At 58.5% G+C, this 13,404-nt stretch carries 12 protein-coding genes; 9 read left to right on the forward strand and 3 right to left on the reverse strand.

The annotated features are described in order from the left end of the window. The first annotated feature begins 241 nt into the window (after positions 1 to 241). Positions 242 to 1,540, forward strand: coding sequence for an FAD-binding oxidoreductase (locus ACF8GF_RS18165; protein WP_176684732.1), 1,299 nt, complete (start codon positions 242 to 244; stop codon positions 1,538 to 1,540). Between the two features lie 29 nt (positions 1,541 to 1,569). After that, positions 1,570 to 1,935, forward strand: a complete 366-nt coding sequence (locus tag ACF8GF_RS18170) for a cupin domain-containing protein (RefSeq protein WP_392488286.1) — start codon at positions 1,570 to 1,572, stop codon at positions 1,933 to 1,935. Positions 1,936 to 2,001: 66 nt separating this feature from the next. Here the strand turns inward: ACF8GF_RS18170 and feaR are convergent, their stop codons facing one another. The 3 genes from feaR to ACF8GF_RS18185 form a co-directional block, all read right to left on the reverse strand. Further along, the gene (gene feaR, locus ACF8GF_RS18175; RefSeq protein WP_176684734.1) at positions 2,002 to 2,955 is read right to left on the reverse strand and encodes a transcriptional regulator FeaR; all 954 of its coding nucleotides are present in this window, start codon (positions 2,953 to 2,955) and stop codon (positions 2,002 to 2,004) included. 112 nt (positions 2,956 to 3,067) lie between these two features. After that, positions 3,068 to 3,583, reverse strand: coding sequence for a DUF3156 family protein (locus ACF8GF_RS18180; RefSeq protein ID WP_392519752.1), 516 nt, complete (start codon positions 3,581 to 3,583; stop codon positions 3,068 to 3,070). A 49-nt stretch (positions 3,584 to 3,632) separates the two neighbouring features. Beyond that, positions 3,633 to 5,129 carry an APC family permease gene (locus tag ACF8GF_RS18185; RefSeq protein WP_176684736.1) on the reverse strand — a complete coding sequence of 499 codons (1,497 nt, stop codon included), beginning with the start codon at positions 5,127 to 5,129 and terminating at the stop codon, positions 3,633 to 3,635. Positions 5,130 to 5,432: 303 nt separating this feature from the next. Between ACF8GF_RS18185 and ACF8GF_RS18190 the strand changes: the two genes are divergently transcribed. The 7 genes from ACF8GF_RS18190 (at position 5,433) to ACF8GF_RS18220 (ending at position 13,328) form a co-directional block, all read left to right on the forward strand. Then, complete coding sequence (locus ACF8GF_RS18190) at positions 5,433 to 6,392, forward strand: LuxR C-terminal-related transcriptional regulator (protein ID WP_392488288.1); 960 nt, start codon at positions 5,433 to 5,435, stop codon at positions 6,390 to 6,392. 111 nt (positions 6,393 to 6,503) lie between these two features. Beyond that, entirely contained in the window at positions 6,504 to 7,388 is an 885-nt protein-coding gene (locus ACF8GF_RS18195) for a transporter (protein ID WP_176684738.1), read from the forward strand. Between the two features lie 19 nt (positions 7,389 to 7,407). Beyond that, positions 7,408 to 8,571, forward strand: coding sequence for a nitrate/nitrite transporter (locus ACF8GF_RS18200; RefSeq protein ID WP_392488289.1), 1,164 nt, complete (start codon positions 7,408 to 7,410; stop codon positions 8,569 to 8,571). A gap of 17 nt (positions 8,572 to 8,588) precedes the next feature. Then, a complete protein-coding gene (locus tag ACF8GF_RS18205; RefSeq protein ID WP_176684740.1) occupies positions 8,589 to 9,698 on the forward strand; it encodes a class II histone deacetylase in 1,110 nt (369 codons plus the stop codon). A gap of 195 nt (positions 9,699 to 9,893) precedes the next feature. Next, complete coding sequence (locus ACF8GF_RS18210; RefSeq protein ID WP_392488290.1) at positions 9,894 to 11,381, forward strand: aldehyde dehydrogenase family protein; 1,488 nt, start codon at positions 9,894 to 9,896, stop codon at positions 11,379 to 11,381. Between the two features lie 11 nt (positions 11,382 to 11,392). After that, positions 11,393 to 11,833, forward strand: a complete 441-nt coding sequence (locus ACF8GF_RS18215) for a heme-binding protein (RefSeq protein WP_392488291.1) — start codon at positions 11,393 to 11,395, stop codon at positions 11,831 to 11,833. Positions 11,834 to 12,017: 184 nt separating this feature from the next. Then, positions 12,018 to 13,328 (forward strand): hypothetical protein, encoded by a 1,311-nt coding sequence (locus tag ACF8GF_RS18220; RefSeq protein WP_392488292.1) that lies wholly within the window; start codon positions 12,018 to 12,020, stop codon positions 13,326 to 13,328. Positions 13,329 to 13,404: the final 76 nt, after the last annotated feature.

Below are 13,404 nucleotides of genomic sequence, written 5' to 3' on the forward strand. Positions count from 1 at the left end.
CGCCTCAGGTTGAGGTGGCGTAACGACGGTAACGTGGTAGATTTATTAACATGTTCATGACATCCATGATCAAGGAGTCTGCGGCAGACGTCAAGCCTCCCCTTACACTGCCAGGTGGCAGGCAGATAAAACTCCATGGCAGGCTAAGGCAAGACGCCTACCTATCGTTAGGTGCTCAATGGCACCACGTGCACCGCCTCGGCAAAGGCCCTATCACAATTCCAATTCAGCAGGCTGCGTCATGATCAACATCGAGACCCCGACCTACTACACCGCGACCAAAAAATACAACCTTAGCTTCCCCACCCTAGAAAGCGACATCGACGCCGATGTCGTGGTCATCGGTGGCGGCTTCTCGGGTATCAACACAGCACTGGAACTGGCGGAAAAAGGTGTCACCAATGTTGTGGTGCTCGAAGCCCGCTACCTGGGTTTTGGCGGTACCGGGCGCAACGGGGGGCAGATCATGGCCGGCATTGGCCATGACCTGGAAAAGATCAGAAGCAGCGTCGGTGACCAAGGGCTGAAGCAGATTTTCGAGATCAGCGAACTGGGCGCCGGCATCATCAAGGAGCGCATAGCGCGCTACAACATTGATGCCGACTTCTGCCATGGCTATGGCTACATGGGCTTCAACAAACGCCAGGAAAAAACCTTGCGAGCATGGGAGAAAGACTTCAAGTCGATCAACACCCATGACGAGATCCGCTTTTTGGGTGGCGCTGAGGTCAAGCAGATCATCGGCAGCGACGCCTACACTAGCGCCCTGCTGCACATGGGCGGCGGCCATGTTCATTCGCTCAATCTGCTGTTGGGCGAAGCCCAAGCTTTGATAGGCCATGGTGCGCGAATCTTTGAGCATAGCCCGGCGCTGGAAGTGACCTATGGCGAGCGCATCAAGGTGCGCACCGGCCGCGGCTCGGTGCGAGCCAGCAAGCTGCTGTGGGCCTGCGATAGCTTCCTCAACAAAATGGAACCGGAGCTGCACGCGCGCACCATCAACACCTACGCCTTCCAGATGATGACTGAGCCACTGTCGGAAGAACTGATACAGCGTATCAGCCCGATCCGCGGCGCCTACAGCGATATCCGCCCGGTGATCGATTACTACCGCGTCACCCGCGAAAACCGCCTGCTGTTCGGTGCCGCCACGCCGTTCATCGAGCACATCCCGCTGGATCTCAAGGCCTGGAACCGCGCTTTGATGCTGAAGATCTTCCCCTACCTCAAGGATGTGCGGATCGACCTCGCCTGGGGTGGTCCAATGGCCACAAGCGCCAACCTGTTCCCGCAGATCGGCACCCTCAGCAATCGCCCCAACGCATTTTACGTGCAGGGTTATTCCGGCTTCGGGGTCACCCCCAGCCACATCATTTGCAAGATTCTCGCCGAGGGCATGCACGAAGGCTCATCGCGCTACGACCTGATCAGTTCGGTCAAGCATGCACGGATCCTCGGCAAGGACCACTTTCGCCCACTGCTGCTAACCGCCGGCAAGACCGTGCACCAGCTTTCGGGCTATTTCAACGGCCGCCGCTGACCGTATCTTTCACCCACTGGAGAACTGCCATGACCCTCACTGCTGCCAAGCAAGGCATACAACTGTCCGAACTCGATGCCTGGGGCACCGTTGCCGATCTGGGCTCGGAAATCCTGGAAGGCGAAGTCAAAGCCTTTGGCAAAATGACCCACGGAGCGCCCACCGACCCCGTCAGCAGCGCTTACTTTGGCACCACGCGCGGCAAATTCCGCATGGTCTACCCGTTTAACGAGCAGGCGGTAATCGTCACAGGCGAAATCCAACTGACTGACGAGTCCACAGGTAAGGTCACTCGCTACAAAGCCGGTGATGCCTGGTTCGTGACCAAGGGCACGCCAGTGCTGTGGGAGATTTTGAGCGAGTCGTTCGTCAAGCACTACTTTGCCGTGGCGTAACGGAAGCAGGTAATAAAAACGGCACCAGCGCTACAAGCGCTGGCGCCGTTTAGTTTTTGCGGTGAGTTAGCGCAAGGAGGTCCCCATAGCTGTGGCACGGTAGTCCTTTGGTGATTGGTCATACTGCTTTTTGAACGAACGGCTGAAATGAGCAGAGTCAGTGAAGCCCCACTTGTAGGCGATTGACGTAATCGACTCACTCATGAAGAACGGATTGGCGAGATCTTCGGCACTGCGCTTGAGCCGGGCACGTTGAATGTACCGGCACACGCTGTCACCTTCCTCTTCGAACAAACGATAGAGGTGACGCACTGAAATGTTAAGCCCGCTAGCCAAAGCAGCAGGCGTCAATCCGGGCTGTGACAACGATTTATCAATCACCTTCTGCACATAACTACGCATATTGCCGCCGTTAAGCGCGTCTACGCTGCAAAGGTTTCCTTCTCCAAACTCAAGGCCCGGCTCTAAAAGAGCGGTGAATGCTGCTTCTAACGCAGCGCCCTGGGTACAGTCTTCGCCGGTATTCTCATCCTTGCACATCTGATCCATCAACACATGAAGCATGCGCCCACACGCGTTGCTGGATGAGATCTTTCCTACCAGATTCCCTCTGCCGAGAACCTGTTTACGCACCTGCTCGCGTGACAGCGCCAACGAAACATGCTCAATCAGGCCAACTGGTTTGATTTCGCAGCGCCCCACCGAATCCATGAGCATGAGATCACCGGGCGACAGGTGAATGGTCAAACCGCCCTGCTCGACCGTAGAGCGACCCGACCGCTGCAGGACAAGAAAACAGTGCTGATCATCATCCAGGGCCGCATTATCACCCAGCCTCCGAATGACGCCGGCATTCGTGCGCAAAGATGCGACTGGCAAGCCAGCACGCGTATGAGCTGAGACATCTCCAATGAAGAGTGAATGATTACCAGCCAATTCCGTTTCAAAACGGCCGCAAATGCCCTGCATGGCAGCGGTCCAGCGATCAAGTCCCTGATGGTCGGGTTGTTGAGTCTGCATAGTGGCCTCGACGCGAATTGTTGTTATGCGGCCATTGATAACATGTTAACAATGGCCGCACAACTGTCACAGTTAGTCGAGTACACTTCAGCAAAGGATATGCCAGTTCGCTTCAGATGCGTTGCAGAATCTCAGTGAAGCTAGACAGGCTGGCGAGCAAATGAGAACGCTGCTGCGGACTTACTTGAATGTAGCGACGAAACGCCGGCATCCGGTTGACCACCTCGCTTCCGCCCATATGCTCCAGGGCAAGTTGCCATTGGCCCTTGCTGCACTCCAGAGTCAGCCGCTTGAAGTCCAGCGGCATCAGCGCCGCCAACAAGGCCGCATCTCTGTCAAAATGATCGCGTATTCGGGCAAAGAAAGCCTGCTCGCCGCCCCGGAACACGCAAGCTATGCCGGTGCGCCGAAATGCCCCGGTATGGCGCAGCTCCAACCGTACTTCGCCCTGTTGCAGGGCAGGCACGCTCAAGCGAAACTCGCAGGTCACCACATGCATTAGCAGGTGCGCCTCTACGTTCTCACGTACCTCGACCTGCCCCTCCCCAGGGCGCAGACGCACCTGCGCGACACCCGCTTCCGTCCGCTGTATTTCCAGCGGCCCAAGATTACGCAGCAAATGCCCCAAGGTGACACCGGGCCTATAACCTGAAGGCGCCTGAGGCACCAGCAGCCTTTCACGCAAATGTCTGATCATGTTGCGGACGCTCCGGAGCGTGGCCTGGTTCGGCGGCGAATTCTTTTTCCAGTACATCCTCAACCCGGGCAGGCTTGAACGGGTTGACCTTCTGCACACACAGAGACCAGAACAGCGCGTAGGCTGCCGTGCCGCCAAGCATGATGGCAAACGGCACGTAAACGTCCGCCGGGTTCATTCCAGGCGGTGTGATAAACAGCATGCCGATGATGATGCCCGCACTTGAAATTATTTGCGGCAACGGGAACAGCGGCGAACGGTAGGCCCGCGGCAGATCTGGGCGACGGATACGCAGGATCACCACCGACAAGGTCACCAGCAAGTAGGCCGTGCTCCAAGCGCATACGGCAGCCAGCACCAAGTGCAGAATATTGTCTGGATTGCCACCCAAGTACCAGGCATGTAGGCACGGGATCAGTGCAACCACCAGAATGCACAGCAATGGCGTCTTGAAGCGCGGATGCAGGTAGGTGAAGACCTTAGGCAACGCTCCGTCTACCGCCATCCCGTAAAGAATGCGCGGCACCCCGGCCATCAGCGTGTTGATGGTAGCCGCACCGGCGAACAAAAAGCCGATACCCAGCCAAACTGGGCCGATGTCACCCATCACCTGCTCGGCAAAGCGCGGAATGGCCATGGGCGTGTCCAGCAAGTGTACGCCGGTGGCGGCATCGAGTACGACGTTTTCCACTTGGCGCTTCATTGCCGCGCCGTAGATGAACATGCAACTGGCCACACCAAACAGGCCCAACGCCATGGCGCGTGGCAATACCCAGGCCGAGCGACGCAGTTCGGGCGCAAGCGGCGTCACGAACTCGCAGCCGACAAACATGAACATGGCCATGCCGATCAGTGAAAGGATGGTCATCACATCAGAGCCTACCAGAGAGGCGCCAAACGGGCCCTCCAGCTCCACCGCAGGGGCGGCGATCAGACCCAGCACACCGAACACCATCAGGGTCGTCCACATGCCGAAGGTGAGGATCACTTCAGCGCGACTGAAAGCGCTGACGCCGAACGCGTTCAGTACCGCAAACGACAGCACAAAACAGACTCCCAACAGCCAAGAACCGCCTGCGGACTCAGCGAGCGTGTTGAGGTGTTCGAAATTCACCAACGCCATCACCCCAGACAGGATGGTCTCGGCAGTGCCAGCGAACACATGCACGATCAAGTAGGCTGAAAGCGTGCCGGTAATGGCAAAGAAGCGGCCCATGCCGCAGTTGATATAGTCGTAAACCGAGCCGGTGGTCGGCAGTATCGAGGCCGCCTCGGCGAAGGTGGTTGACTGCGCCAACATCATCAACGCGGCGATGACCATGGCAATGGCAAACGCGCCGCCACCGATGCCGAAGCCCATGGTCGCAGTGAGTATTACGGGGCTGGCCATGATCAGCCCGACGGTGCTGGCGAGTGCGGTAGGGAAACCGACTGTGCCTTGGTTGAGGTGCTCAGTGAGCTTATTGTTGAATGACATCTTGATCAAGACCTTGGCTTCAGTGTTGGCTGGTAGAGGGTAAGCGGACCATTCCACATGCAGGCCCGACCTACCTCCATGTACCTGCACTGTGCGCCCTGCGTGCCCCGCAGTCTTGCCTTTGCCTGCCTGAACTCTTGTTACAGCCTGCCAGATGGCCAGTTCACCAGAGACCCGCTTATCCCGCATCTGTAGGATGGCACCCACGGCTGCCTGGTCAAATACTGGTAACCAATCCACTCGACATGAACACATTCGAAGTGCCTGCCAGCAATAATAAAAAATCGCCCGGAGACTCCCCGTATGAGCGATCGTCTCGCCCAAACACTGAGTGCTTTCAGTAGCACCCTGCTAGACATCCAGCGCTTGGCACAGAGCCAGAGCATTGAGCACTTCCATAGCCTGATGATTGAACGTCTAAGTGAACTCATTACGTTCGACAAGGCATGGTGGGGGCTGGCCGCTTTGATCAACGGGGTGCCGGTGGAACGCAGTACGCAGCTTTTCAAGCTTCCAGTTCAGTATCTCCTGGACTGGCAATCAATCAGCCACGACGACGTCACCATCGAGAGTGTGCACAGCCATCCTGGCCACGCTGTGGTCATCGACATGGGCGCTACACCTGGCCTGACCTGGCTCGGAGCCAAGCACCACATCGGCCAACTGATGTGCATCATCGTGAGCGATCCGATAACTCGGCTTTCCGAGCATCTGACATTGTATCGCAGCCCGGACTCTGCATCGTTCAGTCCGCAGGACGGTCTGCTCCTGGAAACCCTCATGCCTCACTTGTCCGCAGCTGTCGCGGCCAACCGCATCCGAACGTTGATTGCTGCCCGCGAAACCCTGAGCAACCCTCAGAACCTTGCACTAGCCGTGTGTGACCGCCACGGTACGCTGCATTGCGCCGAACCTGGCTTCATCGCGCTACTGCTGCAAGGTTGGCCAAAGTGGAGCGGACCTAGTCTGCCTATTGCCATTGAGACTGGTGAAACCGCCATCGACCGAATACACCTAAGCATCTCAAATGCCGGTGACCTTTTCCTGATCGCAGGGCGGCAGCAGAACCCGCTGGAAACGCTCAGCCCACGCGAGCATGAGGTCGCCTCAAGCTTCGGTGAAGGCAGGACATACAAGGAGGTCGCCCGTGACCTAGGACTAGCCCCAAACACCGTGCGCCACCATATTCGCTCCATCTACAGCAAGCTCGGCGTCAAGGACAAGGCCCGTATCGGGCAACTGTTGCGCAATAACTCTGGCTGACAATCGCTAATCCTCCGCCCCCTTTTTTGCTGCTCGTCTTGAGCGGCCCAGGCACGTTCGTGCCTGAAATCTGCCGGGAAGTTCGATCCAATAATCACAAGAGAATGCGTAATGAACAAGCATACGAATTGGCTGGCCGGCGCTCTCCAGCTCACACTGATAACTGGTCTGACAAGCGGGGCGTGCAAGGCTGCTGACCTTAACGCCAGGGATTTCTTCAGCGCCCCGGTTGGCACCACGCTAGGCGTGTTCTACATGCCAATGACTCGCAACAGCGAGTACCACGGGGCGGCAGATAGCAATGGCAAAGCAAACCTCCAGGTAAACGCCTTCGCTTGGCGCCAACTGGTCTTCACCGATGTGTGCGGAACTTTGTGCACGCCACAGTTCATCGTGCCACTGGTAGACATTGACGCTCGCTTGCCAGGCGCCTCGCAGAGTAGTGAGGAAAGCGGGATCGGCGATCCGCAGGTCGGTGGCACGCTGTTTCTAGTGAATGAGCCGGCCACCCGAACTTACACCGGCCTCCTCAGCCTCATCACCTTGCCTGTGGGCGAATACCACAGCCACAACCCTGACGTATCGCCCGGAGCAAATCGCTGGGCGGGACATTTCATCCTCAACCATACCCAAGGCGTGGGTGACAGATGGGTGCTAGAGGCGAACCTGGAAGCCCAAGTGTATGGCAAGAACGATGACTACTTCGGCAGCGATCTCGAACAAGACCCTCTCTATCGCCTACAGGCGTTCGCCTCATATGACTTCAGCCAGAAGACCTACGGCGCGCTGCGGCTGATCCACGCCGACGGTGGTGAATTACGTATCAACGGCCAACGCATCGACAACACCCATAAGCGCGTGACCCAGGTGGGGCTTGAGGTTGGGCATTGGCTTGATCGGCAGAATCAGGCGCTGGTCGCTTTCACCCAGGATGTGGACAGCGATAACAGCTACCACGGCAGCCAGACGCTGTTACGCCTTGTCCATGTCTTCTGACCCTTTCGGAGCTCCGTCAATGACCCAGCCGATGGAAACACCAGCTACCTCTCCTTTGCGCATAGTCCCGCGATGGAGGCTTTTGAGTGCTATTGTCCTGTTTGCCGCCGTTGTGCCATCCGTCCTGATGACTGCGCCGATCTTGGCAGCTCAGCTAGCCAGTCAATGGGGATTGACGCCCTCGCAGATCGGCAACTTGTTCATGGTCGAGCTTGGTGCCATGAGCCTTGCGACGATCCCTGCAGCCTTTTGGCTCAAACGTGTCAATCTGCGCCACGCTGCCTTGGTTTCGGCCTTGCTATTTATCATCGGCAACCTGCTATCCGCTCAAGCCGAGCGCTACGCGCCATTGATCATCCTGCGGGGCATGACAGCTCTAGGGGGCGGCTCACTAATGATCCTCTGCATGAGCTGCGCAGCATCACTGCCCAACTCCAGCCGGATCTATGCGCTGTGGGTGCTGGGGCAACTGGTGCTGGGCGCCATTGGCCTGCAGGTCCTGCCAGGCTTGTTCACCGTGTACGGACTGGGGGCGTGCTATCTGATTCTGGCAGCGCTGATGCTCTTGCTTCTGCCAATGACATGCGCATTCCCCGGACACCTGTTGCAAAGTGCCCTTGGCAATATTCGACAGCTTCGTACTGGCAAGGCACTGCTTGGGATGGCAGCCATCTTCACCTTCTATCTGAGCCTGAGCGGTGTCTGGACGTTCATAGGCTCACTGGCCGAGTCTGCCTCGATCAGTGCCTACGATAGCGGCCGGATTCTGGCCATAGCCACTGTAATGGGAATTCTAGGGGCAGGCTTGGCGTCGTGGGTTGGTGACCGACTGCCGCGGACGCTCTCCTTACTGGGGGGATATGGCCTGATGATCCTTGCCGTGTTGCTCCTGCAAGGTCAGCCTGAGCCGCAACGGTTCGCGCTCGCCGCGCTGACCTTCAAATTCACCTGGACCTTCGTCCTTCCGATGGTCCTCGCCAGCATAGCTGAACTCGATCCTTCGGGCCGCCTGATGAATCTCTCCAACCTGGTGATCGGCGCCGGCCTGGCGACCGGGCCGGCGGTCGCTGGGCACCTTATACAAAACAGTGGGGGATATCAGTCCACCCTGCTTGGGGCCGCCTTCCTGACGTTGATATCCCTGCTGCTCGCCATGGCCTGCCGCACCCCTACCCCACTTTAATGCTCAATGGAGATCTTATGACTCAAAAGACTGCATTCTTTTTCGACGAATTGAGCCTCTGGCATAGTGCTGGACTACACGCACTTACCATCCCGGTCGGGGGCTGGGTGCAGCCACCTGCTGCTGCAGGGCATGCCGAGTCTCCCGAGACCAAGCGCCGTCTGAAGAATCTCATGGATGTCAGCGGGCTGACTCGTCAACTGGACGTTAGAAGCGCAGCGCCCGCTAGCGAGGAAGACCTGCTGCGAGTACATACGGAACGGTATCTCGAGCAGTTCAAGGCACTGAGCGATGCGGGCGGAGGCACCCTGGGACCTCATGCGCCCATCGGTCCAGGCAGCTACGAGATCGCCAAGCTCTCAGCTGGTCTGGCCATCGCTGCCGTCGAGTGCGTGCTTCTGGGTGAAGCCAGCAATGCCTATTCTCTATCACGACCTCCAGGACATCATTGCCTGGCCGACCAAGCCATGGGCTTCTGCTTCCTTGCCAATATTCCTGTAGCGATCGAAGCTGCAAAAGCCCGATACGGGCTGGGTCGAGTGGTAGTGCTGGATTGGGATGTGCACCATGGCAACGGTACCCAATCGATCTACGAGCAACGTGGCGATGTACTGACCATATCTCTGCACCAGCAGGGCTGCTTTCCGGCGGGGTACAGTGGCGAAACCGACCGGGGTCAAGGCGATGGATGGGGCACCAATCTCAATGTCCCACTGCTGCCGGGAAGCGGTGATGATGCCTACCTGCATGCGATGGATAAGCTGATCATCCCTGCCATCGAACGCTTCGAGCCAGAGCTGATCGTCGTTGCATGTGGGTACGATGCCAATGCCGTTGACCCGCTGGCGCGGATGTTGCTGCACAGCGAGTCCTTCCGGGCCATGACTCAGCGCATGCGCGACCTTGCCGACCGTTTGTGTGGCGGACGTTTGGTGCTGGTGCATGAAGGCGGGTATTCCGAAGCTTATGTGCCCTTCTGCGGACTGGCGACACTCGAAGCGCTCAGCGGAGTTCGCACAGGAGTAATCGACCCCATGCTGGAATTTATCCAGGCTCAACAGCCGAATCCGCAGGCGTGCGCGTTTCAACGCGAGTTGCTGGACACACTGGCCTTGCAACTGGCCTGAGTCAAAGATACGTCGCAAGCTCTGGGTTTGCGACGTATCTCGCAGGCAGTCGCCGTCGCTCGGCGTACCAAAACGGACGCCCCCCAAGACGCTGGCACTCAGCGTCATGCGGGTGACAGGCTCAGACAAGATGTCGAGCGGGACAACACGCTAGGCTCCAGCATTCCCTTCTACACTGCCCGGAGTTTGCGCACCATGAGCGATATCAACCTGCTGCCTGCAGTCACCGCCTTCCTGGCGCGTGATCATGGCCTGTACATTCATGGCCAGACTGTCGTCGGCGAGTCCTCAAACCGCTTAGCGGTAGTCAACCCAGCCAATGGCCAAACCATCGCTCAAATCGCCGACGCCGACGAAGCCGATGTCGACCGTGCAGTGGACTCGGCGCGCCAGGGTTTCACCAATTGGTCGCATACCAGCCCAGCAGCACGTGCTGGTGTACTCTTCAAGCTCGCCGACCTGCTTGAAGCCAATCGTGAAGAGTTGGCCCAGTTGGAAACCCTGCAATCGGGCAAGCTGATCGGCATTTCGCGCGCATTCGAAGTCGAGCAGGCCGCACACTTCCTACGTTACTACGCTGGCTGGGCGACCAAGATCACTGGCCAGACCATCACCCCATCTCTGCCTTCGTTCGCTGGTGAGCGCTACAGCGCCTACACCCTGCGCGAGCCAATCGGCGTGGTCGTCGGTATCGTGCCATGGAACTTCGCGACCATGATCGCCATCTGGAAGTTGGCCTCGGCGCTGACCACCGGCTGCAGCATCATCATCAAGCCCAGCGAGTTCACGCCCCTGACGCTTTTGCGTATCGCCGAGCTTGCCACTGAAGCAGGCTTACCGGCGGGTGCGTTGAACGTGCTGACTGGCGCTGGCCATGTGGGCAAGGCACTGATCGAGCACCCGGGCACCGACAAGGTATCGTTCACCGGCTCCGTACCTACGGGCATTGCTGTCGGCCAAGCTGCCATGGGCGCGAAGCTCACCCGTGCCACTCTAGAACTGGGCGGCAAGAACGCCGTGGCGTTCCTGCCAGACGTTGGCCCGGACAAAGCCGTCGACGGCATTATCGAGGCCGGCTTCCTGCACTCGGGGCAGATTTGTGCCGCCGGTGAGCGTTTCTATGTGCACCGCTCCCGCATCGACCCACTGCTCGAAGCCCTCTCCCAACGCCTGAGCCAGTTGAAGGTAGGGTCCCCGCTAGACGAAACCACGCAGTTCGGCCCGGTAGCCAACAAGCCGCACCAGCTGAAGCTTGCAGAACTGTTCTCCACGGCTCGCGCAGAGGGTAGCCAGATCATCCACGGTGGGCGCATCGGAGATGGCCCAGGATGCTTCGTCGAGCCGACAGTGATTCTTGCCAAGTCCGCCAGCGATACCTTGCTCAATCAGGAAACTTTTGGCCCGGTGGCGACCTTCCTGCCTTATGACACGGAAGAAGAACTGCTTCAATTGATGAACGCGTCGCCGTACGGACTCAGTGCCAGCCTGTGGACCAACGACCTGGGCAAGGCCATGCGCCTTATTCCGGAAATCCAAGCTGGCACACTGTGGGTCAACATGCACACCCTCCTCGACCCAGCTGTACCGTTTGGTGGCATAAAGGCTTCCGGCATCGGCCGTGAGTTTGGTTCGGCGTTCATCGACGATTTTACCGAGCTCAAATCGGTCATGATCCGCTATTAAGGGGGCATGACATGTCGCATTGGCTACGCGAAAAACTCACCCTCACCCTCCCCCTGGCCATGCAGGCGCTACAGGCGGCGCTCGACACAGCCACTCAGCAGCAGGTCAGGGTCAGCCTGGCAATCGTTGATGGTGGTGGCCTGCCGATCCACACTGCGCATATGGACGGTGCACCACTTCCTGCACATGCCATAGCGCTGCGCAAAGCGCTTACCGCTGCAAGTTTCGGCATTGCCACAGCTGACTGGGGGCAACGCTTGGAGCACTGCTCCGAGGCGGTGCGCAATGGTTTACCGCTGCAACCAGGGATGGCCCTGTTCGGTGGCGGTGAACCTTTGCTCCATGCCGGACAGGTCATCGGGGCGATAGGCGTGTCTGGTGCCAGCGAGGCCATCGACACACTCTGCGCCAAGGCCGCCGCCCATCATGTTGCAGCCCTTCTGCAAGCCTGATCGAACGCTGTAAATCTGTGCGTGGCCAAGGCGTGCAAGCGTCTTGGCAGCCAGAAACAAGACCTCGACCTGCACCTCACGCACTAATAAGCCGTCGCAGCCAACCGCGACGGCGCCCGCCAATTCGGGTGCCCACGTACAAGAAAGCGTCTTGTCAAAGGCGACTGACAACGAGGGAAGTGCAATGGTCAAACCGCAAACGCTGTCGAGCCTGGCCCTAGCGGCCTTGCTCACCAGCCAGGTCGCGCCGGCTTACGAACTGTACGCCGACGAGGACAGCCATTTGAATGCTGACATGCTCGCGGTCTGGGGTATGTTCAACAGCCGCAAGAACTATGATGGCACGTCAGGAGGCTCAACCTGGCGGGAGGGCTTCATCAAGTATGGGCTCAGTGGCGACCAGGGCCTCGCTGGCAATGGCACCTTGTATGGAGCATTGAACTGGGTAAGTTCCGCGACGTGGGGTGACGGTGATGCCGCCGGCTACACTGACGGCTCAGAACGCACCACCAAGATCGAGGACGCCTATTTGGGCTGGCGCTCGGGCGACCTGGTGCCACTACTGGGTAAGGATGGTGTAGATGTTTCCGCCGGCCGCCAGGTGATCCGCCTGGGCAGTGGCTTCCTGATCAACGACGACGGGCCGAACCTGGGCAACGGTGTAGCCGACGGTGCTCTGGATCGGGGGGGCGCCTACTACCTGGCAGCGCGCCATGCTTTCGACCGCACTGCAATACTGCGCCTGGGCGGCCAAGACGGTTTGCACGGCAGCCTGTTGTGGCTCAAATCCGACAACCGTGCCCAGGCCGAAACCGAACTTGCTGCCGGTACGCTGGACTACACCCACGCTCTGGGCACCCTGGGCCTGAACTGGATTCACGGCATCGATGTCACCGACCAGTGGGCCAGCGATTTCCAGAAGGCTCGCGAAGGCATGGATGTATACAGCGTGCGTGGCGAAGGTAGCGCTGGCGTCGAAAACGCTAGCTTCGCCTTTGAATATGCTTGGCAGGATAAACACGGCGGACCAGAAAATGCTTGGTACCTGCAGGCGGGTTACACCTTTACAGACTTGCCTTGGGCTCCGCAGTTGACCTACCGCTACACCCGCTACTCTGCCGAATGGGATCCTCTATTCAGCGGCTTGTCCAGTGGTTACGGCACCTGGTTCCAAGGGGAAGTTGCTGCCAACTATGCCGGTCCGTTCAACAGCAACACTGGCATTCATCATATTGGCCTGAAAGCCAACCCCTTGGAAAACCTCACAGTCGGAGCCCTCTACTTTGATTTTGATACGCTGCGTACCCGCGACAGCTTGAACCTCGATGCCCGCGAACTCGACCTGTACTTGGAGTGGGCCGTCAACGAGCACCTGATCATCAGCCCTCTGGTAGGTCTGTACAAACCGCGCAAGGATCAGGATAACGGTGGTAACCAGGTTGGCGGCAATGGTACCAATGTGTACAGCCAACTGACCGTGGCGGTGCCGTTCTGATCGAGTAGGAGGCGGGCTCACACCCGCCGTCCTCTCATACCACCGTGCGTACGGTTCCGTACACGGCGGTTCAGAT

The sequence above is a fragment of the Pseudomonas sp. yb_5 genome, from assembly GCF_043103865.1.
GTDB lineage: Bacteria > Pseudomonadota > Gammaproteobacteria > Pseudomonadales > Pseudomonadaceae > Aquipseudomonas > Aquipseudomonas putida_Y.

Bases quoted from the DNA above. Each gene is read 5' to 3' on its own strand.
- ACF8GF_RS18165 (WP_176684732.1), top strand. From the start codon at position 242: ATGATCAACATCGAGACCCCGACCTACTACACCGCGACCAAAAAATAC.
- ACF8GF_RS18170 (WP_392488286.1), top strand. From the start codon at position 1,570: ATGACCCTCACTGCTGCCAAGCAAGGCATACAACTGTCCGAACTCGAT.
- feaR (WP_176684734.1), bottom strand. From the start codon at position 2,955: ATGCAGACTCAACAACCCGACCATCAGGGACTTGATCGCTGGACCGCT.
- ACF8GF_RS18185 (WP_176684736.1), bottom strand. From the start codon at position 5,129: ATGTCATTCAACAATAAGCTCACTGAGCACCTCAACCAAGGCACAGTC.
- ACF8GF_RS18190 (WP_392488288.1), top strand. From the start codon at position 5,433: ATGAGCGATCGTCTCGCCCAAACACTGAGTGCTTTCAGTAGCACCCTG.
- ACF8GF_RS18195 (WP_176684738.1), top strand. From the start codon at position 6,504: ATGAACAAGCATACGAATTGGCTGGCCGGCGCTCTCCAGCTCACACTG.
- ACF8GF_RS18200 (WP_392488289.1), top strand. From the start codon at position 7,408: ATGACCCAGCCGATGGAAACACCAGCTACCTCTCCTTTGCGCATAGTC.
- ACF8GF_RS18205 (WP_176684740.1), top strand. From the start codon at position 8,589: ATGACTCAAAAGACTGCATTCTTTTTCGACGAATTGAGCCTCTGGCAT.
- ACF8GF_RS18210 (WP_392488290.1), top strand. From the start codon at position 9,894: ATGAGCGATATCAACCTGCTGCCTGCAGTCACCGCCTTCCTGGCGCGT.
- ACF8GF_RS18215 (WP_392488291.1), top strand. From the start codon at position 11,393: ATGTCGCATTGGCTACGCGAAAAACTCACCCTCACCCTCCCCCTGGCC.
- ACF8GF_RS18220 (WP_392488292.1), top strand. From the start codon at position 12,018: ATGGTCAAACCGCAAACGCTGTCGAGCCTGGCCCTAGCGGCCTTGCTC.